The organism is Ruegeria sp. HKCCE3926, assembly GCF_017872515.1.
GTDB lineage: Bacteria > Pseudomonadota > Alphaproteobacteria > Rhodobacterales > Rhodobacteraceae > Ruegeria.
In genome coordinates, this window is record NZ_JAEDOU010000001.1 from 89,970 (window position 1) to 111,648 (window position 21,679).

Here is a 21,679-nt window from a genome sequence, read left to right on the forward strand (position 1 = left end):
GGAGGATATGCGCCGAATATTTTTGAATTGGAAGAAATTTCTAATTCACAAGTCAAATCGATGATCTGATCCTTGCAATCAGAGGTTATTCGTTCAAGCGGAGTATTTCTGTTCCTGTTTTGTGACGTTTTGCTCAAGTATGGACGCACGGGTGACTGGCAGGGCGGGAATCGGTTCAGACACGCCGCGCAACTGGAACAACCTGATTTCGTCCTGTGGCACGACGACATCTGCGGCCTTCAGCAACGCTTCCGAGACCAGCAATTCGACCTTCAGCGCCTTGGTTTCGCTTTCAAGGCGACTGGCGACATTGACGGCGTCGCCGATTATGGTTTTCGACGCATGCCCCGCCGCGCCGATCTCACCCACCACCAGATCCCCAAGATGCAGACCCATCCCGATGCGAATGCCGGGGCTGCCTTCGGCCTCGAGCTGTGCATTGAATTCATCGAGGGCGTGGCTGATGTCGATGGCGGCTTTCAATCCGGCACGGGCGGACGCCGCCGCATTCGGCTTTTCAAAAACGGCAAGCAGCCCGTCTCCCATGTATTTGTCCACGACACCGCCTTCCTTGGTGATGGCAGGCACGACGGCGTCGAAAAACCGGTTCAGCAGGAACACGATGTCATAAGGCAATTGGCCGGTCGTGCGCGCGGTAAAGCCGCGCATGTCCAGAAACAGAACAGCCAACTGGCGTTCCTGACCCTGACTGGCATGTCCGCGTATGCGTCCGCCATCTGGCCTGAAGACCCGAAAAACGGTGGTGGGTTCTGTCGGGCGTATCTGGCAGGCCAGTCGCGTCTGTGACGATGCACCCACAGCAGCAAGGCTGCGCGCTTCGACATCGCCGGGCGGCGGCAGGGCGTCGTTGCCATCCTCTACGATGACTCGGCATGTGGTGCAGCGCCCCTTTCCGCCGCACAGGGCCGCATGCGGGACGCCGTTTACCTGCGAAATCTCAAGCAGGGTCATGCCTTTTTCCGCGACAACTTCAGGCCCTTTGGCGTAACGCACGCGCACCGAATGCCTGCGTCGCCACAGTTTGCGCCCGATGTAAACCAGACCCGTTGCACCAAGGGCCAGCCAGAACACCATAAGGCCATAGTCTTTTACACTGAACAGGGTCTGGAAGGTCTCGGGCGACGGCCAGTTGTAGTGCTCGATATATTGCTCGCGCAGGAATTCATCAGCGAAGTCGGCCCATATGCGGCGCCCCTCGGTCAGCAGGCCGGCCAACGCGAAAAAAGGCACGAAAACCGCAACACCGATCAGATAGGGCGCGACCCGCGACCACCACCGGGTCAGCCGCAGCCACATATGCAAGCCGATGCAGCCGTGTATCCAAACGATCAGCAACAAGGCGCTTTGCATCCATACGGCGATACTGGGCCACATCAGAATGATGATGTATCCCATCTCGTCATTGACGTCATAGACTTCGTGCGCGACCCGCGTCTGAACGATGTGCGAGATCAGTTGCAGCGGAATCAGCAAACCCAGAACGACCTGCAACGCCGTGCTGAATGGCATGCGCAGGGTTCTGCGTTGCGCGATCGATGTCAGGGCCAGACCTGCATGCGTGAACAGGGCAGCATAGAAAAGCACGCTCATGACATCGTGGCGTGTGACGGCCTTTCGACCGTCCTGCATCCCGTGCAGATAATCCGTGTGAAACAGGCCCAAGCCAATATTTATGAAATGAAAGAATGCGAACACAAACAACACAAGACCACTGACGATCCTGAGTCGGGTTGACCACCCGCCGCGCCAAAGAGCGTTGTTCAAATGTTCACCTGCTTTTAGCTTTTCCCTCAGCAATCCTGATACGCCGCTGGCTGGGGGTCAAGGGATTGGCAGGTGGCATCGGCTGCCGATCAGTGATTGCAGCGCAGCGTGTGCTTTGCAGTGCCCCCTTAAACCCCGGGGGCACTGTACTGAAAAGGCTGACGGCCTTCGGATCTGAATTCACCAGGGCAGCCCTGCAAAATTCAGAATTCGCGTTATTCGGTTTCCGCCAGGAACCGTTCGGCATCCAGTGCCGCCATGCAGCCCATACCGGCGCTTGTGACCGCCTGACGATAGACGTGATCGGTCAGATCGCCCGCTGCGAACACGCCCGGAACCGAGGTTTCCGTGCTGCCCGGTTTGGTGACGACATAGCCACCCATATGCGTTTCAAGCGTGTCCTTGACCAGCTCGTTCGCGGGTGCGTGGCCGATGGCAACAAACACGCCTTTACAGGGGATTTCAGTGATCTCTCCGGTTTTGACATGCTTGACGCGAACGCCCTCGACGCCCAGCGGCGCGTCGGTGCCGATCACTTCTTCCAACTCGTGGAACCACAGTGGCTCGATTTTGTCGTTCTTCATCAGCCGGTCTTGCAGGATCTTTTCCGCGCGCAGCTCATCGCGGCGATGGATCAGAGTCACCTTGCTGGCGAAATTGGTCAGGAACAGGGCCTCTTCCACGGCCGTATTGCCGCCGCCGATCACCACAATTTCCTGTCCACGATAGAAGAACCCGTCGCAGGTGGCGCAGGCTGAAACGCCAAAGCCCTTGAACTTCTCTTCCGACGGCAGGCCCAGCCACTTGGCGCGCGCGCCGGTCGCCAGAATGACGGCGTCCGCCGTATAGGTGGTGCCGCTGTCGCCCTTGGCGGTGAAGGGGCGCTGGCTGAGGTCCAGATCGTTGATGATGTCTCCGATCACTTCGCAACCCATGGCCTTGGCATGATCCTGCATCCGGACCATCAGGTCGGGGCCCTGTACCTCGGTGTCGCCGGGCCAATTCTCGACCTCGGTCGTTGTCGTCAGCTGGCCGCCGGGCTCGATACCCTGCACCAGGATGGGTTCCAGCATGGCGCGGCTTGCGTAAACGCCCGCAGTGTATCCTGCTGGCCCCGATCCGATGATCAGAACCTTGGTGTGTCGTGTGTCGGCCATGGTAACTCCGCTCGAATTGCCTGAATTGGGCTTTTGGCCCGTCGCCCCGATATAGCGACCGACAGACCCGGCTTAAAGCCCCTTACTGTTCAAGCCCATTCAAGCCACCTTGCGCAGGGTGGGGGCGAAATGAGAGATTTGAAAACAAAGAAAATTGCGCATGTACGAAACATTATTGCGCGCACGTGGGGGGCTGATATAAGAACCGCAAAAATCAGGAGCATTTGATGGTCACGACTCGGCTGGATGATATCGACCGCAAAATTCTGGCGGAACTACAGGCAGACGGTCGGATGACCAATGTGGAACTTGCCAAACGGGTCGGAATTTCGGCGCCGCCCTGTCTGCGCCGGGTGCGCACCCTGGAAGAATCCGGCTATATCACCGGTTACCACGCCGAGGTGAATTCCCGCGAGCTGGGATTTGAAGTGCAGGTGTTCGCCATGGTCGGTCTTGACAGTCAGGCCGAGACCGAGCTGCGCGCGTTCGAAGAACGCTGCCGCGAATGGCCTCTGGTCCGTGAATGCCACATGCTGAACGGCGAGGTGGACTTCATCCTGAAATGCGTCGCACCCGATCTCAGCAGTTTTCAGCAGTTCTTGACCGGTGAACTGCTGACCACGCCAAATGTGGCCAGCGTCAAGACATCGCTTGTTATCCGCGGCGCAAAAGACGAGCCAGGCGTGCCGTTCGACGTTCTGGAAGAACGAATGAACCGGACGGCGTAACCCCCAGACGTTTTGCAGGTGCGGTGTTCGGTGGCAGCATGGCAGCCACCGCCAAGGATAGAATCCAACTTAGTAACAGCTGCATGATGCCCCCCATAATGCAGTAATCGCTATCGTACTCAGGCTGTCATCGCGTCGATTTCTCCGTCCCCGGCGCGCGGCATCAGCAGCGGACCAAAATCGTTGAGCGACTCGATATGCGCAAACAGGTTCAGATAAACCGACCGCAAAGAGTGGCTGATCATCCGGACCGCGTTCACACCTGGGTGATACGTTTCGAACTGTAAACCATCTACCCGAATAACGGAATGCCGTTTCAGACAAATGTGAAACAGTTCAACTGGCGTCGGCGGCATTGTTTCAATCACACCCGTTCCATCCTGAAATTCGGACACAGGTGTCAGAATCGGGTCATTTCCATACAAATGCCGTAAATGCGTCGGTGTGCCCACGATCCGTGCCGCAGGCCCGGCGATTACACCCGACATCGGCTTTTGGATCCCGAATGTATCTGCCGTGACGCGCGTAAGCGGCCGCGTGCGGCCCCGCGAATCCGGACGTCCCGGGATCAGAGTGACAGATCCCTTCCACAGCACGGTTTCCGACGCGCCATCCTGAGTAAGGACAGTATCCCCCGGCATCAGGTCTTCGATGGCCATGGGCCCATGTTCCGTTTCAACCAGCGATCCGCGCGTGAAGGCACAAAAGGCGTCTTCGAACATTGGCAGGGCAGGCGCTATGTGTCTGGTCTGAACCACGTTTCCGTTTTTCAACAGGGTGCTGACTTCATACCGGCGCAGCTGGGCCTTTGGTTTCGCAACCGGTCGCGGTGCGTCCCGCAGCATGGCTGTCGTTTCGATCGCATTTCTGGCCGCACGGGCCAGTGAACTAGGAATAGTCATAAATATTCCTTCCCCTCAAATTGTCCGGTCAGGCGCGGCGTAACCCCGTACAGGCCAACCTGGCGAACTGGTTCTTTGTCTTGAAACAAATGGGTGACCCTTGGGCGGCGGTCGGTCGGACCCCGCATTGCGACAAAATCTCGCTTTCCAATGGTCAACACATTGACCCCCCAGACAAACTCGTACTTCACGGGCGAAAATTGCCCGCACACACACAACTCCTGAATCCGTCTCGACCCCCTCAGATCGCGACGCATCACACATCGGGCAGGAGCAAGCCCGAAGCGCGTTCACCCAATCGAGACCGGCAGCTTGGCCTCGGGGTGTTTCTGTCTCAGCGTCGTGCCGCGATGCGGCTGGCGACCCTGACAGAATGGCTTGATACCCGCTTCCACGGCATTTCCAGCTTCTGGCTCCGCGTGGCGGCAACCATGGCTTTGAGAAAGCGAGATTTGGTTTTCATTTTCTGGTCCTGCTCCGAACGGGTTTGTTTCCCGCATCCGTTATGAACCTTTTGTGACGCACGTTTGCGGCATGGATAAGGCTTATCCGGGATGTTTTGCAGACAAGAAATTTATACTCGGTCCATCCTTCCACTCAACACGCCAGCGTCCGAAACAAGGACGTCAGAAGACCATCTGATAGCTGGCAAAACTCGTTACGATTCTGAGTCCGGTAAACACAACAAATGTGGCGGAAAAGTGGCGCGACGCCTAAATCTGGGCCAAAATCACAATCTTATGACCGAGATCAACCGCCCGTAATCGGCCTCGTTTGCATGTGTTGTGCGGCGATATGAATAGAACCGGTCCGGGTCGGAATATGTGCAGTGCCGGGTCCATTCCGCCTGCCCGACACCGGCCTGCCGCAATCGGTGCAAACCAAAGGCGGGCAGGTCGAATTGCAGCCGGTCATCCTGTCCGTTCGCGAAGAACCGGGTGTTGTCTGGAGAATCGGCGATAAATGCGTCCAGAAACTCGGGGCCCACTTCGTAGGCGCGTTGTGAAATGCTGGGGCCGATGACGGCGTTGATATTCCGGCGTGCTGCGCCAAGCGCTTCCATGGCGTCCAGAGTCGCCTCAAGCACACCGTCGAGTGCGCCGCGCCAGCCCGCATGCGCTGCTCCGATCACATTGGCTGCGGGATCGGCAAACAGAACTGGCTGGCAATCTGCCGTCAAAATTGTCAGCGCCAGACCAGGTGTCGCCGTCACGACCGCGTCCGCGCGTGGTTTTTCACCTTCCAAGGGCTGTTCAACCGTCAGAACTGTTGGGGAATGAACTTGATGCAGGCCGATCATCGCCTCGGGCGCGACGCCCATCGCATCGGCAACCCGCCGACGGTTCAGTGCGACAATTTCGGTTTGATCAGACGATCCATAACCGCAATTCAACCCGTTGAAGATACCAGAGGACGCCCCGCCGCGACGGGTGAAGAACCCGTGACGAAATGGGGAAAGCAAGTCCGAAGTCAGAATTTCCAGTGTCATGGCTCTAATCCCGGCGGTGGTGCAGCATAGGCCGGATAGAGGCCCATCACCTTGAACAGATTTCCCATTTCGGCCGGATGCGTCAACCGGCGATGCGCGGCAGCCAGCGCGTCCAGCTCGGAACCGCTCAGCGACCGGGACAAAGCCTGCGCCCTGGCGGTTATGCCAAGCCGTTCCAGAAACACGCCCTGCGGTGTCAGGCGTGTGTGCCTGGCTCCACAGGCGCGGGTCGCAATGGCCAGAGGCTCAAAATCCACATGTGCCGTCAGGTCTGCCTGACCGGGTGACGCCAGCGGATCGGCGGGCTTGTGGTTTTGCAGGGCTTGCAGTGTATCGCCCAAAGAATGCCAGTCGCCATAATCGACGATCAGCGCGGCACCTCCGTGGCTGGCGATCCGACCGGCAATCACGGTCAGAATGGGGATCGCAGCCGCGCACAGCTCGACCAGATCACCATCCTTGGTGTCCGAAAGCCTGTCCGCCAGCGCCACTTGTGGCCCATTGGGCCCTCGCCCAAACAGCAATTCGCCGTCGCGCTCGCCGACCAGGCGTTCACTCCAGCCGTCACCGTCGCGCAGGAACTGCCGGACAGGCAGCGCGTCGAAGAACTCGTTCGCCACCAGCAGCAGTGGCTGGTCCGGCAACTCTGCGACACTGTCAGCCCAGTTCGGTGTGTAACCCTTCAGGGTGTCCGCCTGCACCTGCTTCAGGGCAGGCGAGGCCTCGACCAGCAAAATCCGGGCAGCATCGTGAAATCCCTGCACGGTTCGGGTGGCACGCAATATGTCACTCATCAGAGTGCCGCGCCCGGGCCCCAATTCGCACAGGGTGAATGGCGCGGGACGGCCCTGATCCATCCAGCATTGCGCAAGGCACAGCCCGATCAGTTCGCCAAACATCTGGCTGATTTCCGGTGCCGTGGTGAAATCCCCGTCAGCCCCCAACGGATCACGCGTCGTGTAATAGCCCAGCGTGGGATGCAGAAGGCATTCGGCCATGTAGTCGGCCACGCTCATCGGGCCATCCTGTCGGATGCGGGCGATCAGGTGATCGGTCAGGCTCATTTTGCCCGCCCTGCGCGCAAGACAAACCACAGGCCAAGCGCGATCATGGGCAATGACAGGATCTGGCCCATGGTCAGGCCATATCCGCCCACATGCCAGGCCAATCCCAGCGGATTGCCGGGCGACACGAACTGCGCATCCGGCTGGCGGAAGAATTCAACAATAAAGCGCGATGCGCCGTAGCCGGCCAGAAACGTGCCCATGATCAGGCCGGGTTTCTGAAAGGCTCCCCGGCGATAGACCAGCCACAGCAACAACGCGCCCAGCAACACGCCTTCCAACGCCGCTTCGTACAGCTGCGAGGGGTGCCGGGCACACATTCCCGCAACCACGCCGGGGCAGTCCTGCGCGGCAAAACCGGGAAAGATGACGGCCCAGGGCAGCTCGCTCGGGCGGCCCCACAGCTCGGCATTGACGAAATTGGCAAGCCGCCCCAACAGAAGGCCGGGTGGCACGGTGTAGGCAACCAGGTCGCCCAGCGACAGGGCCGGAATCCGATGGTGCCGGGCAAACAGATACGAGGCCAGAATCACGCCCAGCAGCCCCCCATGAAACGCCATACCGCCCTGCCAGACCTTCACGATCTCAAGCGGATGCGACAGGTAATAGCCAGGTTGGTAAAACAGCACGAAACCAAGCCGCCCGCCCAGGATCACGCCCAGAATGATCCAGGTGACCAGATCCTCCAGTTGGCCCGGTTTCATCGGCGGGCCGTCCGCAGGCCACAGGGCAGGGCGGCGCAACGCCACGACTGCCAGCCGCCAAGCAATCAGGATACCCGCGATATAGGCCAGCGCATACCACCTCAACGCGAACTCCATCCCGAACAGCGAGATCGAGAACAATTCGGGCGACAGATCGGGGAAATTCAGAACAGCCTGCATGTGCGTCTCATTGCCCGGGGTTTGCAGGGCAAGTCAACCTTGAGCCTGCGGCAATCTTTCCCCATATAGAGATCAACCGCGATACCGGAGAAAAGATATGCAAACCCGCAACAAGATACTGGACGACATGTCCCAGCTGATGACCAACGCCATGGGTGTCGCGCAGGGCGCGCGGGAAGAGGCCGAGAACGCGATGAAGTCGATGATCGACCGCTGGCTGGCCGACCGTGATTTCGTCACCCGCGAAGAATTCGATGCCGTCCGCGCCATGGCCCAGAAAGCGCGCGAAGAAAACGCCGCACTCGAAGCCCGCATTGCCGCACTCGAGGCGAAACTGGACAAGTAACGCCGCGGACGTTCCCTGATTTCACAGTTTTGGACAAACTCTGTCGCCGCGCAATCCGACCGGGATTGTGCGGTGTCGTGCATTCTGACGTATTGCGGGATTTAATCAAGACAAAGCTGACCCGACAGCCAATATTTTGATCCACGTTGCCTTCTGTCCACAACTTATTGCTGTTATCCCCAACAAATAGGGTTGCCAGAACCCACGCCACATCGCACCATATTTAGTACAGGCCTATGGGGGAAGCCCGGTTTGTAGAGCAGGCAACTAGCGCTGGGGCGCTGCCAGCCCCAAGATGCTAGAGATTAGTGAGGTGGCATTATGGCCCTTTCCGAGCAGTATCTCGAAGAAGACATTCATCCGATCGACATTGTTGAACATCTGGCCGAACACCACGACTGGGATTTTGACCGCATTGGGGACGATCAGATCGCCATGGCTGTCGAGGGCCAGTGGCGGACGTATTCGATCACCCTCGCCTGGTCCAACTATGACGAAACGCTGCGGATGGTGTGTTCGTTCGAAATGGAACCACCGGCCGAGCGGGAAATGCAGCTCTATGAGCTGCTCAACAAGATGAATGATCAGTGCTGGGCAGGTGCCTTTACCTATTGGGCGAACCAGAAGCTGATGGTGTACCGGTACGGGTTGGTCCTTGCCGGGGGGCAGACAGCCAGCGCCGAACAGATCGACACGATGATCACCGCTGCCGTCATGAGCGCGGAACGGTACTATCCGGCGATTCAACTGGTCACCTGGGGCAATCGAGAGCCAGAAGAAGCCATGCAAGTGGCCATTGCAGAGGCCTACGGCCGGGCGTAAAGCTTTGCCCCGAACCGACATGTAACGCGGGAGGGGCAAATGGACATGACGCGTGTGGCCGAACAGGGGCTTGTGCTTCTGGGGTGCGGAAAGATGGGGTCCGCAATGCTGGCGGGGTGGCTGGAACACGGCCTCCCGCCAGCGTCCGTTTGGGTGATCGATCCGCACCCGTCCGACTGGCTGAAGGCGCAGGGCGTCAACATCAACACACCCTTGCCCGAAGCCCCTGCCGTGGTTTTGGTCGCGGTCAAGCCGCAGATGATGGGCGAGGCCTTGCCCGCCATTCAGGCGCTGGGCGGTGGCAGCACGCTGTTTGTTTCGGTCGCGGCGGGCACCTCGCTTGCCACGTTCGAATCCGTTCTGGGCAGCGATACGCCGATCATTCGCGCCATGCCCAACACCCCCGCCGCCATCCGTCAGGGCATCACCGCGCTGATCGGCAACAGCCACGCCTCGGCCGAGGATCTGGCTCTGGCCGAAAACCTGCTGTCGGCGGTGGGTGAGACGGTTCGTCTTGAAGATGAGACGCAGATGGATGCGGTCACCGGCCTCAGCGGATCCGGTCCTGCCTATGTGTTCCATCTGATTGAAACACTTGCCAAAGCCGGCGAGGCGCAGGGCCTGCCGCATGACCTTGCGATGAAACTGGCCAAATCGACGGTGGCCGGGGCCGGCGCACTGGCGATGGCCGCTGACGAGGATCCGTCTCAACTGCGGATCAATGTGACGTCGCCGAACGGCACGACCCAGGCCGCGCTTGAGGTGCTGATGCATGAAGAACGCGGCTTCCCTGACTTGCTGCACCGTGCCGTCAAGGCCGCAACCGACCGATCCAAGGAGCTGTCACGTGAGTGAGATTTCTTTCGACGATTTTCTCAAGGTCGATATCCGCGTGGGCGAGGTGATCCGCGCCGAACCCTATCCCGAAGCCCGCAAACCCGCGATCAAGATGTGGATCGACTTTGGGGACGAGATTGGCGAACGCAAGACCTCGGCCCAGATCACCGCGCATTATGATCCGTCGACCTTGGTGGGCAAACAGGTCATGGCAGTGGTCAATTTCCCCCCTCGCCAGATCGGCAAGTTCATGTCCGAGGTTCTGGTGCTTGGCCTGCCCGATGACAGCGGCGAGATCGTTTTGATCGGCCCTGACGGTAAGGTTCCTACAGGCGGGCGGATGCAATGATGAAACTGCTGATCACGCGCCCGATGACTCCGGCAGTCGAATCGCGCGCCCGCGCCGATTTCGATGTGACCATCCGGGAAAACACCCTGCCCATGGCGCGGCAGGAGATGCTGGCCGCTCTGGCCGATTACGACGTGGTTGTCCCGACGCTGGGCGATCAGTTCTCGGCTCAGATCTTTGCCGAGGCCGGTCAGCCGCGCTGCAAGCTGCTGGCCAATTTCGGTGTTGGCTTCAACCATATCGACGTGGATGCTGCACGCACGGCCGGGATTGATGTAACCAACACCCCTGGCGCTGTCACCGACGCCACGGCCGATATCGCCATGACCCTGATGCTGATCACAGCCCGGCGCGCCGGTGAGGGTGAGCGGCTGGTGCGGTCGGGTCAGTGGCAGGGCTGGCACCCGACGCAGATGTTGGGCCAACATGTGACCGGCAAGCGCGTGGGCATCGTCGGCATGGGCCGCATCGGGCAGGCCATCGCGCGCCGCTGTCACTTCGGGTTTGCTATGCAGGTGGCCTATCAGTCCCGCAATGCAAAAGATCTGGATTTCCCGGCGGAATTTACACCTGACCTTGAAGCCCTTGCCGCCTCGGTCGATTTCCTTGTGCTTGCGGTTCCCGGCGGTGCGGAAACCCGCCACCTGATCAATGCGCAGATTCTTCAGGCGATGAATCCTTCGGCCATTCTGGTCAATATCGCGCGGGGTGAGGTCGTGGACGAAGCGGCCCTGATCGCGGCGCTGCAATCGGGTCAGATTGCCGGGGCCGGGCTGGATGTCTATGAGTTCGAGCCCAAAGTGCCCCGGGCCCTTTGTGAAATGGAAAACGTCACCCTGCTGCCCCATCTGGGCACGGCCACCGAAGAGGTGCGCAGCAGCATGGGGCAAATGGCACTGGATAACGTGGCGGCATTTGTGGCGGGCGAGGCGTTGCCCAACCCGGTCTAGTCGCCCACCGCCTCGCGCCAGTGTTTGCGGCACAGCGAAACATAGGTCTCGTTGCCGCCGATCTGAACCTGGGCACCTTCGGTGATGGCGTTGCCGTTTTCGTCCTGACGTATCACCATCGTGGCCTTGCGTCCGCATTTGCAGATGGTGCGGACCTCGCGCATCTCATCAGCCAGAGCCAGCAGCGCGGCTGATCCGGGAAACAGCTTGCCCTGAAAATCCACCCGCAGCCCGTAGGCCAGCACCGGTACGTCCAGATCGTCGACGGCCCGGGCCAGCTGCCAGACCTGCGCTTCGGACAGGAACTGGGCCTCATCGATGAACACGCAGGTTACCGGACCGTCGTCCAGTCTGTTTCGGATCATCGCGAAGACGTCGTCGCCGGGCGTGAAGGTATCGGCCTCCTCCGAGATGCCGATGCGAGATGCGATCCGTCCGGCACCCGCCCTTCCGTCAATGGCCGCGGTCATCAGGTATGTCTGCATCCCACGCTCGCGGTAGTTGTGCGAGGCTTGCAGCAATACGGTCGATTTCCCCGCGTTCATGGTTGAATAGTTGAAATACAGCTTTGCCATGACGCGGGTCTAAAACGCTTGGGGAAAAGGAACAAGATACCAATCTTTTTGATGGAGCGACGTCGCCGTTGCGTTCGCAGAGGCCGAGCTACGCTCTAGGGGATGGAACCCCCACATCTGCAACAGCGACGCCGTCGGCCAACATGTGGCCAAAACGCAGCAAGGCTTAACAATATCACCCCGCAATCACTCATTACCGGCTTGAACTGCCGCCACTCACTCACAAAATCCCCCGCATATCTGAGGGATAGCCAATGTATGACATTTCAATTATGACTTGGTTATGGGAAATTTACCCACGCTTTCCCCCGTTTGGACGTCGGGCAGGCGTTTGCAGGTAACAAAGGTAAAACAATGGCAGATATCGGGGCCTATCTGAAAAAACACACAGAAGCGCTGGTCAAAGATGTTGGAATCGAAGCCGCGTGTGAAATTACGGGGAAATCCAAGGCCACTTTGGGACGATACTATTCCGACAATGCTGAGCACGAGGACAGGTTCATGCCTGTGGACGCGGTGGCCCGCCTTGAAAACGCGGCGACTTACCCGCACGTGACGTCGGCTTTGGCGGATCTGAAGAACATCACCTTGTCCTATAGCGACCGCAACACCTCTACCCCCCGCACCGGTGGCGTCAATTCGGATGTCATTGCGCTGAGCCAGCGGTTTGCGATGTTGATGACCGAGTATCAGGCCGCAATCGAAGACGGAATCATCACCGTCAACGAAGCCAAACGGTTGCTGAAAGAAACCAGTTTGCTGCAACAGGTTCTGATCGAGATGAAGCTGCATCTGGAAGAAGAAAGCGTCAGCTAGCCGGGGTCAGGAACCGTTGCGCTCATGACCGGCCAGTTTTCGCCTGTGCGGCTTACCTGTTTTCATGCTCGAAAAGTCAGAAACGCTGACTGTGCCTGTTGCCTCAATTCAGTCACGTCTGTCTTGTAAGGTCCGTCGCGGGCAAGATCGTCAAGGGCAGAGAACCATGCAGAAATCGCAGGGAACATACAGGATTTTCGCAGACCGGGTGGTTCTGCGATTTTTTGTATGCGCCTATGTGGCACTTCTGGTTCTGATGACCCTGAGTGGTCATCAGGATGGCTCTGACGACGTGATGCGCTGGGTGGTCGTGCAGGATCTGTTGCAGGGGCAGGGCTGGTTCGACAACCATCAGTATCGGCTGGGTCCCGAGGGCGGTACATTGATGCATTGGTCCCGATTGATCGACGCGCCGATCGCCTTGCTCTACGGAACATTCGGTTTGGTTTTGCCGCCCGATACGGCCCTTCAGGTGACGGCATTCGCCTGGCCCTCACTTTTGGCCGGCCTGGCCTTGTGGGCCTTTGCGGTGACAGGCAGCGTTTTGGGCGCGCGGGAAGGCGCTGTTTCGGCACTGGTTGTGGGTGTGCTGGCGCTCGAACACTCCAGGAAGTTCGACTATTTTTCGTTTGATCACCACAATGCTCAGATTCTTCTGTTCGCCACGGCCCTGATGCTGTTTGCGTTGCGCAGGGACAAACCATATGCCGGATGGCTGCTGGGTGCCTGCCTGGCGCTTTCGGTGTCGATAGGCACCGAATCGATATTGCAGATCGCACTTGTCGCCGTGTTTTTTGCCATTGACTGGATCGTCAACGGTGAACCGACCCGTCGCCGGACCATGGCATTCGGTATCGGGCTGGTCGTGACGCTTGTACTGACCAGCCTTGCAACAACGGGACATGAGGCCTTTCTGTTTCCAAGCTGTGACGCCCTGACTCTCAGCGTGGCGTTGCCGGCGAGCGTTGCCGCGGCGGGGCTTTGCATTGTGGCCTGGATCGGGTCTGGCTGGTCACTTTGGGGCCGGGTCGGCGCATGTGTTGCAATTGGCGTGGTGACATTGGCCTGCGCTTACGATTTCGCCCCGCATTGTCTCAGCAATCCGATCGAAGCCCTGCCTCAGAACATGCGCGACTATTGGCTGAGCCAGGTGGCGGAAGCCCAGAAAATCAACGTCACTCTGCAACGGCACCGGGGCGAAGCGCTGGCCCTGATCGCGATGTCGATCCTGTGCGTGGCAGCCGCCCTGATCTTTGCAGTCAGATCGCCCTTCAGACTGGAATACGCCCTGTTTCTGGCCCTGATCGTGACCGGCCTGGTGGTGTTCCTCTACCAGTCCAGAATGATGACATTCCTGGGCGTTTCGCTGGTGGCTGTCCAGGCGCAGATCCTGCGTGTCCTGTACACCTCTTATGCAAGCAGTCGCCGCGCGATGTCAGGGCTTGCGATGGTTGCTTTCATCCTCTGCATCTCGCCGAAAACCGGCGCCAGCATCGATGAGCAGTTGGGGCGCTTTGCCGAGCCGTCCTTTGCCGCATCCGCGATGCCGGCCCGACAGTCACAGCAAAATTCGGGGGCATCCTGCAAAACGCCCGAAGCCTATGCAGCCCTGCATGGCCTGCCAGCCGGCAGAGTTCTTGTTGATTTCGACTTTGCCGCGAACGTGCTGCGCCATACCGACCATTCCGTATTGGCGGGCAATTATCACCGGAATCAGGCTGGAATTCTGGCGCAGATCGAACTGTTCCGATCGGACGCCGACCAGATCGGATCACGCCTGACCGAGCTGGACGTGGATTACGTCATGCTCTGCACGTCCGCACCGCGCGCCGAATTCTGGTCCTGGGCATCACAGGGCCGTGGTTTGCAACCGCGATTGATTGCGGGTGAAATCCCGGCCTATCTCAGACGGATACAAGCTGCGGAAGGTACAGCCTTTCAGGTCTTTCAGGTGAGTGGGGCAGGCTAGGCCACACAAGATCAACCGTCAGGCGTGGCGCTTCACGATCACCGAACCGACGGAATACCCGGCGCCGAAGGAACAGATCAGGCCCAGATCACCTTCCTGCAAGTCGTCGGAATACTTAGAAAACGCGATGATCGACCCCGCAGAAGACGTGTTGGCATAATCGTGAAGGATGTTGGGTTGCTCGCCCGGCTCGGGTTCGCGGCCCAGAACTTTCTTGCCGATGAAGTCGTTCATCGTCTTGTTGGCCTGATGCAGCCACAGGCGTTTCAGATCAGAGTTTCTGACCCCTTCGGCATCCATGTGGTCGCTGATATGCTTGCTGACCATCGGCAGTACTTCCTTGAATACTTTCCGACCGTTCTGCATGAACTGCATGTCGCGCCGATCGGTCAGCCCGTCAGGGCGCGAGCGGCGCAGAAAGCCGTTGTTGTTGCGGATATTGTTGGAAAACGCAGTAGCACAGCGGGTCGACAGGATTTCGAAATGCGGGCCTTTGGCGTCTTCGATCCGCTCGATCAGCGTTGCCGTCGCCACATCGCCAAAGATGAAATGACAATCCCGGTCGCGCCATTCCAGATGGCCCGAGCAGATCTCGGGGTTGACCACCAGCGCCGCTCGCACCGATCCAGACCTCACCATATCCGCCGCGGCCTGAATGCCGAACGTGGCCGAAGAACAGGCGACGTTCATGTCAAAGCCGAACCCGTTGATCCCCAGTTCCTGCTGAATTTCGATCGCAATCGCCGGATAGGCGCGCTCGTGGTTCGAGGCCGCGCAGATCACCAGATCGACATCCGCCGCTGTGCGCCCTGCCTGCGCCAGCGCCTTCCTGCAGGCATCCACTGCCATCTCGGTCATGATCCCGGGCTCGTCATCGCTGCGCTGGCGCAGCGTCGGGTGCATCACGTCCGGGTTCAGCACCCCGGCCTTGTCCATCACGTAGCGGTTTTCGATCCCCGACGCCTTGACGATGAACTCTTCCGAGGAATGCTGCATCGCCTCCATCTGCCCGGCGGCGATGGCTTCGGCATTCTTCGCGTTCTGTTTGTCGGCATAAGCGTTGAATGCTTCGACAAGCTCGGCATTGGTGATGACGTTTTCCGGCGTGAAGACACCGGTACCGGTGATGGCGGGGGTATACATGGCTAGCCCTGAGTGTTTCGGATTTGCCCAAAATGCAGTCACGGTGTGATTTGATCAAGGTATGTTGACCTAAGGGAATGTGCATAAAGCTGTAGCTTCATATCTTGAATAGTTCAGAAACTGAAGTATATGACCGCTCCAAACGCGCGGAGATCCCCGATGCCCGACGATATCAGCACCAGGCTTGGCCGCCTCAGCCCCGAGATTCAGGCGATCATGGGCGTCTATGCTCTGTATTGGAAACTGGAAGAGACCTTCGACTGTATCGAAACAGACCTGAGCCACCCCGAATGCCATATGCTGATCAAGCTGGATCAGCCGAAACGCATGGGGGTTCTGGCTGCGGATATGCTGAGTGTACCGTCCACAATCACCGCCACCGCGGATTCGCTGGAAAAAGCCGGCTATCTCATGCGCGAGCGTGACCCCGAAGACCGCCGCGCCTGGTTGCTGGTGCTGACCGAGCGTGGCGAAGAAGCCCGCAACATGCTGGTGGCCGAGGCCGGAGACCTTTTTCACAGGGCCTCGGGCCTGAACGACGAAGAAACAGCCGAATTCGCGCGACTGGCGCGCAAAATCCGTGACAACGTTTTGAAAACGGGAATTCCCGAGGGACTGAAGAAATGAAACTCCTGACCTCTCTGGGCCTTGCACTGGCCGTTCTGGCAACTCCGATTACCGCTCAAGATACTCCGAAACCGGTCAAGCTGATGCAGGTGCACGAAACAACGCCCGGCTTCACCCGCCAGTTCTTCGGTCGTGTTGCCGCGCGGCAGACGGTCGATCTTGCCTTTCAGGTTGCCGGTCAGATCGTCGAAATGCCGGTCAACGAAGGGTTTGTCATCCCCAAAGGCGGCCTGATTGCGCGACTGGATCAGGAGCCGTTCGAACTGCGGCTTGAGCGGGCGCAGCTGCAAAAGGAACAGGCCGACCGAACCGTCGCACGCCTGTCGCGTTTGCGGGGCACCACGGCCAGCCAGGTGGCGGTCGATGACGCGGAGACCGAAGCGCAACTGGCCGCGATCGCACTGCGCGATGCCGAATACGAACTGGAACACGCGACTCTGACCGCACCATTTGACGCGCTGGTCTCCAGCCGCGCGGTCGAGGCTTTCACCACCGTATCGGCGGGCACGCCGATCGTCCGCATCCACGACATGTCCGAACTGCGCATCGAGGTGGACGTGCCCGAGATCCTGTTTCAACGCTCGGGCCAGAACGACGATATCACCATCACCGCCAAATTCCCCGTAAGTGATGAAGTCTTCCCGCTGGAAATCCGTGAATTCGACGCTGAAACCTCAAGTGTCGGGCAGACCTTCCGCATTCAGTTCGGCCTGACCCCGCCCGAGGGGCTGCAAATTCTTCCCGGCTCGTCCGTCACCGTCAACGTAAAGGTCCGGGATGAGCGCACAGGCATCGTCGTGCCGGCGACGGCCGTCATTGCGGATGCAACAGGTGAGCTTAGCGTCATGGTGTTCTCTTCCGCTGGCGCGGATGAAGGCACGGTCCGCCGCGTTCCGGTGACAATCGAACCCACGCAGTCGGGCGATGTTCGGGTGTTGAAAGGCTTGTCCGACGGTGACGAAGTTGTTGTGGCTGGCGGTGCTGTGCTGACAGACGGTCAGTCCGTGCGCCGGTTCACCGGCTTCGCGAACTGAGGGGCAGACAGATGAACATCGCGCGCGCCTCGATTGATCGACCGCTTTACACATGGCTGATCATCCTCATTGCCCTCTTTGGTGGCATCTGGGGATTCACGTCGCTTGGTCGCTTGGAAGACCCGGCTTTCACCATCAAGAACGCGGTCATCGCCACGCAATATCCCGGTGCCACGGCGGAACAGGTGGCGCTTGAAGTGTCCGAACCCCTTGAATCCGCGATCCAGCAGATGGGCGAGGTGGATGTCATAACCTCTGTCAACCAACCCGGACAATCGCTGATCGAAGTAGAGATCAAGTCGACCTACGACGGCACCGAACTGCCCGATATCTGGACCCGCCTGCGGGCCAAGGTGCGCGATGCCGCCCGCGGGCTTCCGTCGGGTGTCAGCCAACCCTATGTGAATGACGGGTTCGGTGATGTGTTCGGCCTGTTCTATGCGGTGACTGCCGAAGGGTTTTCGGACGCCGAAAAGCATGAACTGGCAACGTTTCTGCGTCGCGAACTGCTGACCGTGGACGGCGTCGCCGATGTCGAGGTTCAGGGCCTGCCGGACGAGGCGATTTTTGTAGAGCCCGATCTGGCGATCTCGGTGAACCAGAACGTCCCGCTGCAAGCGATCAACGAAGCCATAGCCAACGCGGATTCGGTGAATTCCTCGGGGTCTTTGCGGTCTGAAGATGCCCGCACCACCATTCTGACGGCCGAGGGTTCGGACAGTGTCTCGGCCATTGCGGGCCTGTCTGTCGGTTCGCAAGGGCAGGTGATCAACCTGTTCGACATGTCCGATGTCTATCGCGCCCGTCAGAACGATCCGGACATCATGATCCGCTATAACGGGACCGAAGCCTTTACCCTCGGTATCGCCGGTCTGGCGACGGAAAACATCGTCGAGGTCGGCAAGCGGGCTGACGCCAAATTCGCCGAGCTGGATGCGAATATCCCCTTCGGTGTCGATATTCTGCCGATCTATCAGCAACATGTGGTGGTCGAGCAGGCCTCGAACGACTTTCTGGTGAATCTGGCCATGTCAGTGGCCATCGTGGTCGCTGTGCTGGGTATCTTCATGGGGTGGCGCGCGGCCATCGTTGTCGGTTCGACCCTGTTGCTGACCGTGGTCGGCACGCTTCTGTTCATGTCACTGTTCTCGATCGAGATGGAACGGATTTCCCTGGGTGCGCTGATCATTGCCATGGGTATGCTTGTGGACAATGCCATCGTGGTGGCCGAAGGAATGCAGATCGCGATGTTGCGTGGCCAATCCTCGCGCGATGCGGCTGAGGATGTGGCGTCCAAAACCCAGATCCCCCTGCTTGGGGCCACCGTGATCGGCATCATGGCCTTTGCCGGGATCGGGCTCAGCCCGGATGCGACGGGCGAGTTTCTGTTTTCCCTGTTTGCGGTGATCGGCATTTCGCTGCTGCTCAGCTGGATACTTGCCATCACGGTCACGCCTTTGCTGGGGCACTATTTCTTCAAGCAGGGCAAGGAGGGTGAGATCGACGCCTACGGGGGCATCCTGTTCCGCACATATGGCGCGATCCTGCGGTTTGCGCTCCGCTTCCGGTGGCTGGTTGTTGCGGGTCTCATCGGCGTAACCGTTGCGTGCTATGCCGGGTTCGGGTTGATGAAACAACAATTCTTCCCCAACTCGAACACGCCTTTGTTCTTTGTGCATTACAAGCTGCCTCAGGGCACGCCGATTGCCCGCACGGCACAGGACATGGCGGTTTTCGAAGATTGGCTGACCCAACGCGATGACGTGGTTTCGGTCACGACATTCGTCGGTCAGGGGGCAACCCGGTTCATGCTGACCTATTCGGCAGAGAAACCGAACCCGAGCTATGGTCACATGATCATCCGCACGGAAAGTCTGGATGACATCCCGGCCTTGCAAGCGGATCTGGAAGCGTTCGGGTCGGTCCAGTTCCCCGAAGGCGAGTTCGGAACCAAGCGCCTGGTGTTTGGCCCCGGTGGCGGTGATCCGATTCAGGCCCGGTTCTCGGGCAGCGATCCGGTGGTCCTGCGACAACTTGCGGACGAGGCCGTGCAGCGCATGGCGGCGGCGTCGCCCAACGCCCTGCTCGTTCATCATGACTGGCGCGAACAGGAACTGGCGGTGCAGCCGATCTATGCCACGGAACGGGCCCAAACCGCGGGCGTCACGCGCGAAGATATTGCGGCCACGCTGCAATTTTCGACCGATGGCATCACGGGCGGTGTGCTGCGGGAACGTGACCGCCTGATCCCCATCATCCTGCGTCGTCCGGCGGACGGAGATTATTCCATCGTCGATCAGGTGGTGTATTCGGACCAATCCGGGAAATTTGTACCAATCGAACAGATGGTCGATGGATTCGAGTACAAATCCCTCAATACGCTGGTTCATCGCCGCGATCGTGTTCTGACCATCACCGTCGGCGCGGACATCCCGCCCGACCTGACGGCGGCTCAGGTACACGCCGAAGTTCGGGACGCCATCGAGGCCATCGAACTGCCACCGGGCTACAAGATGGAGTGGGGCGGTGAGTTCGAAAACTCGCGTGACGCGCAGGAAAGCCTGGGCAAACAGTTGCCGTTGAGCCTGCTGATCATGGTGCTGATCTCGGTTCTGCTGTTCAACGCGATCCGACAGCCGATCATCATCTGGCTGCTGGTTCCGATGTCGGTCAACGGCGTGGTCATCGGCCTGTTGGGCACAGGGCTGCCCTTTACCTTCACGGCCCTTCTGGGCCTGCTCAGCCTGTCGGGCATGCTGATCAAGAACGGCATCGTTCTGGTGGAAGAGATCGACCTGGTTCGCGCCACGGGCAAACCCTTGCGCGCATCCATCGTCGAAGCCTCGGTCTCGCGTTTGCGTCCTGTGATGCTGGCTGCGATCACCACTATTCTGGGCATGGCGCCGCTGCTGACCGATGCGTTCTTCGTCTCGATGGCGGTGACGATCATGGGCGGGCTGGCTTTTGCGACCGTCCTAACAATGGTCGCCGCGCCGGTGTTCTACCTGCTTTTCTTCGCGGGCGATGAAAAACGCCAACTTGCAACGGTGTGATCCCTTTTCAAGATTGCAATAGAATCCCAGCTAAAACACACCGATCCTTGTGTGCCAGTTTAATCGTACCGAACCATTCAAAGTGACTCAGATCAGAAGGCGTCGGGAGGGTCGTAGAATGGTCGCCTGAGGGGCGGCCTTCATGGAACTCGTTGCTTGACGATGGTCGCCGCTCATCGAGAAACGCAAGGCTTGCCAGGCTCTTCTTCATTTGCTTCAGTGTGTTAGGAATTTGCACGAGGAATTCAATGGATAACAAAATTGGCGTGGCGGGCGTCGCTGGGGGGTTGGTCGGTATAGGGACCTTGTTATACACATACATTGATGGGGAACGAGCCAACGCGCGTGAGCAGGATTTGGGATTTAGCCAGTTTGCTGCAAAAATTTCTCGTCTCGAGGCAGATCTTGAACAAATAGACGAAGAACTCACTTTAAAGGATCAGGAGATATCTTCGTTGCGCGACGCGTTGAGTGCCATCGGCGAACGAGCACCGGTTGATCTTACGTTGCTGGAAAAACGCCTTAGCGATCTTGAGGAACAGCCTGTCGGGCAAGGACAAGCCGCTTCTGTAGAGGCTGTGGCAGCTTTTTTAGTACAGAACCACTTGGATGAGCTGCGCGGACCACAGGGACTGGCAGGTCCGCAAGGCCCGGTGGGTCCAAAGGGGGAAGCCGGGGCTGCTGGTAGCTCGGCGGCACTGAATCCGCGCGCTCCTATCGAAGTCACTGGCGACTTTTCGACAGATTTTGAACCGCAGTATTTCGGGTCGACCAAAGCGAACCTCGTGGGATGTGCAGGAAAGGGCGTGCGGGTTTCCTGCACCATGCTTTTGGAACCGGAAGATGCCGCGTCATATCACTTTCAGGCCAGAGGAGACAAAATTCGCCTGGCATTGCCGACGGCGGAATGGGTCCAGGCGAAAGAATTCAAAGTTGGTTCACAAAAAAACTGGGTTGTCGGGGGCAATTTGTCCGCGGGTATCCCCCAGCGTGTAGATATTGCTTTCGACCTGCCGAGCGGTGGGCACAAAGGATTTCTGGCATTGGAAGTTTTTGAAGGTCAAAGCAGATCAACCGCCGTTTGGAAAGACATCCCTTTGGCAGAATGATGAGGAAGCTCTGGAGCATATCCAGAGCTTCTTAACGCTG

The 21,679-nt window shown here is 58.9% G+C and carries 21 protein-coding genes; 12 read left to right on the forward strand and 9 right to left on the reverse strand.

Annotated features, from left to right (window positions below):
* Positions 1–93 precede the first annotated feature (93 nt).
* Together I9184_RS00475 and trxB are read right to left on the reverse strand one after the other, a co-directional pair.
* Positions 94–1,785, reverse strand: coding sequence for an adenylate/guanylate cyclase domain-containing protein (locus I9184_RS00475; protein WP_209832272.1), 1,692 nt, complete (start codon positions 1,783–1,785; stop codon positions 94–96).
* A gap of 215 nt (positions 1,786–2,000) precedes the next feature.
* Positions 2,001–2,942 (reverse strand): thioredoxin-disulfide reductase, encoded by a 942-nt coding sequence (gene trxB / locus I9184_RS00480; RefSeq protein WP_171634439.1) that lies wholly within the window; start codon positions 2,940–2,942, stop codon positions 2,001–2,003.
* A gap of 227 nt (positions 2,943–3,169) precedes the next feature.
* Between trxB and I9184_RS00485 the strand changes: the two genes are divergently transcribed.
* Entirely contained in the window at positions 3,170–3,670 is a 501-nt protein-coding gene (locus tag I9184_RS00485; protein WP_152458979.1) for an Lrp/AsnC family transcriptional regulator, read from the forward strand.
* A gap of 119 nt (positions 3,671–3,789) precedes the next feature.
* Here the strand turns inward: I9184_RS00485 and I9184_RS00490 are convergent, their stop codons facing one another.
* The 5 genes from I9184_RS00490 to lgt all read right to left on the reverse strand — a co-directional run bounded on the left by I9184_RS00490 (position 3,790) and on the right by lgt (position 8,009).
* Positions 3,790–4,572 carry a Hint domain-containing protein gene (locus I9184_RS00490; RefSeq protein WP_171722752.1) on the reverse strand — a complete coding sequence of 261 codons (783 nt, stop codon included), beginning with the start codon at positions 4,570–4,572 and terminating at the stop codon, positions 3,790–3,792.
* A gap of 334 nt (positions 4,573–4,906) precedes the next feature.
* On the reverse strand, positions 4,907–5,035 hold the full coding sequence (locus I9184_RS21030) for a hypothetical protein (protein WP_256367481.1): 129 nt from the start codon (positions 5,033–5,035) through the stop codon (positions 4,907–4,909).
* A 267-nt stretch (positions 5,036–5,302) separates the two neighbouring features.
* Complete coding sequence (pgeF, locus tag I9184_RS00495; protein WP_209832274.1) at positions 5,303–6,061, reverse strand: peptidoglycan editing factor PgeF; 759 nt, start codon at positions 6,059–6,061, stop codon at positions 5,303–5,305.
* Positions 6,058–7,125, reverse strand: a complete 1,068-nt coding sequence (locus I9184_RS00500; RefSeq protein ID WP_171634427.1) for an SAM-dependent methyltransferase — start codon at positions 7,123–7,125, stop codon at positions 6,058–6,060. The genes pgeF and I9184_RS00500 overlap by 4 nt, the downstream gene beginning before the upstream one ends.
* Positions 7,122–8,009 carry a prolipoprotein diacylglyceryl transferase gene (lgt, locus tag I9184_RS00505; protein ID WP_209832276.1) on the reverse strand — a complete coding sequence of 296 codons (888 nt, stop codon included), beginning with the start codon at positions 8,007–8,009 and terminating at the stop codon, positions 7,122–7,124. Before lgt ends, I9184_RS00500 begins: the two co-directional genes overlap by 4 nt.
* 97 nt (positions 8,010–8,106) lie before the next feature.
* Between lgt and I9184_RS00510 the strand changes: the two genes are divergently transcribed.
* From I9184_RS00510 to I9184_RS00530, 5 genes are all read left to right on the forward strand, one after another.
* A complete protein-coding gene (locus tag I9184_RS00510; protein ID WP_152458974.1) occupies positions 8,107–8,355 on the forward strand; it encodes an accessory factor UbiK family protein in 249 nt (82 codons plus the stop codon).
* Positions 8,356–8,676: 321 nt separating this feature from the next.
* On the forward strand, positions 8,677–9,177 hold the full coding sequence (locus tag I9184_RS00515) for a YbjN domain-containing protein (RefSeq protein ID WP_152458973.1): 501 nt from the start codon (positions 8,677–8,679) through the stop codon (positions 9,175–9,177).
* A gap of 39 nt (positions 9,178–9,216) precedes the next feature.
* Positions 9,217–10,032, forward strand: a complete 816-nt coding sequence (gene proC / locus I9184_RS00520; RefSeq protein WP_209832278.1) for a pyrroline-5-carboxylate reductase — start codon at positions 9,217–9,219, stop codon at positions 10,030–10,032.
* Positions 10,025–10,363: a tRNA-binding protein gene (locus tag I9184_RS00525; RefSeq protein WP_209832280.1), complete on the forward strand. Its 339-nt coding sequence runs from the start codon at positions 10,025–10,027 to the stop codon at positions 10,361–10,363. Before proC ends, I9184_RS00525 begins: the two co-directional genes overlap by 8 nt.
* Positions 10,363–11,313 (forward strand): D-glycerate dehydrogenase, encoded by a 951-nt coding sequence (locus I9184_RS00530; RefSeq protein WP_209833666.1) that lies wholly within the window; start codon positions 10,363–10,365, stop codon positions 11,311–11,313. The genes I9184_RS00525 and I9184_RS00530 overlap by 1 nt, the downstream gene beginning before the upstream one ends.
* Here I9184_RS00530 and I9184_RS00535 read toward each other — a convergent pair.
* The gene (locus tag I9184_RS00535) at positions 11,310–11,888 is read right to left on the reverse strand and encodes a thymidine kinase (RefSeq protein ID WP_152458970.1); all 579 of its coding nucleotides are present in this window, start codon (positions 11,886–11,888) and stop codon (positions 11,310–11,312) included. The two genes, I9184_RS00530 and I9184_RS00535, sit on opposite strands and share 4 nt — an antisense overlap.
* Before the next feature lie 354 nt (positions 11,889–12,242).
* On the opposite strand from I9184_RS00535, the gene I9184_RS00540 reads away from it, so the two are divergent.
* Positions 12,243–12,704 (forward strand): hypothetical protein, encoded by a 462-nt coding sequence (locus I9184_RS00540; RefSeq protein ID WP_152458969.1) that lies wholly within the window; start codon positions 12,243–12,245, stop codon positions 12,702–12,704.
* A 166-nt stretch (positions 12,705–12,870) separates the two neighbouring features.
* Positions 12,871–14,673 (forward strand): hypothetical protein, encoded by a 1,803-nt coding sequence (locus I9184_RS00545; protein ID WP_209832282.1) that lies wholly within the window; start codon positions 12,871–12,873, stop codon positions 14,671–14,673.
* A gap of 18 nt (positions 14,674–14,691) precedes the next feature.
* Here the strand turns inward: I9184_RS00545 and I9184_RS00550 are convergent, their stop codons facing one another.
* A complete protein-coding gene (locus tag I9184_RS00550) occupies positions 14,692–15,816 on the reverse strand; it encodes a beta-ketoacyl-ACP synthase III (RefSeq protein WP_209832283.1) in 1,125 nt (374 codons plus the stop codon).
* 159 nt (positions 15,817–15,975) lie between these two features.
* On the opposite strand from I9184_RS00550, the gene I9184_RS00555 reads away from it, so the two are divergent.
* The 4 genes from I9184_RS00555 to I9184_RS00570 all read left to right on the forward strand — a co-directional run bounded on the left by I9184_RS00555 (position 15,976) and on the right by I9184_RS00570 (position 21,639).
* Positions 15,976–16,443, forward strand: a complete 468-nt coding sequence (locus tag I9184_RS00555; RefSeq protein ID WP_171634400.1) for a MarR family transcriptional regulator — start codon at positions 15,976–15,978, stop codon at positions 16,441–16,443.
* Positions 16,440–17,477 carry an efflux RND transporter periplasmic adaptor subunit gene (locus I9184_RS00560; protein ID WP_209832285.1) on the forward strand — a complete coding sequence of 346 codons (1,038 nt, stop codon included), beginning with the start codon at positions 16,440–16,442 and terminating at the stop codon, positions 17,475–17,477. The genes I9184_RS00555 and I9184_RS00560 overlap by 4 nt, the downstream gene beginning before the upstream one ends.
* Positions 17,478–17,488: 11 nt before the next feature.
* Positions 17,489–20,530, forward strand: coding sequence for an efflux RND transporter permease subunit (locus I9184_RS00565; RefSeq protein ID WP_209832287.1), 3,042 nt, complete (start codon positions 17,489–17,491; stop codon positions 20,528–20,530).
* A gap of 248 nt (positions 20,531–20,778) precedes the next feature.
* On the forward strand, positions 20,779–21,639 hold the full coding sequence (locus I9184_RS00570) for a hypothetical protein (protein ID WP_171634393.1): 861 nt from the start codon (positions 20,779–20,781) through the stop codon (positions 21,637–21,639).
* The last annotated feature ends 40 nt before the right edge of the window (positions 21,640–21,679 follow it).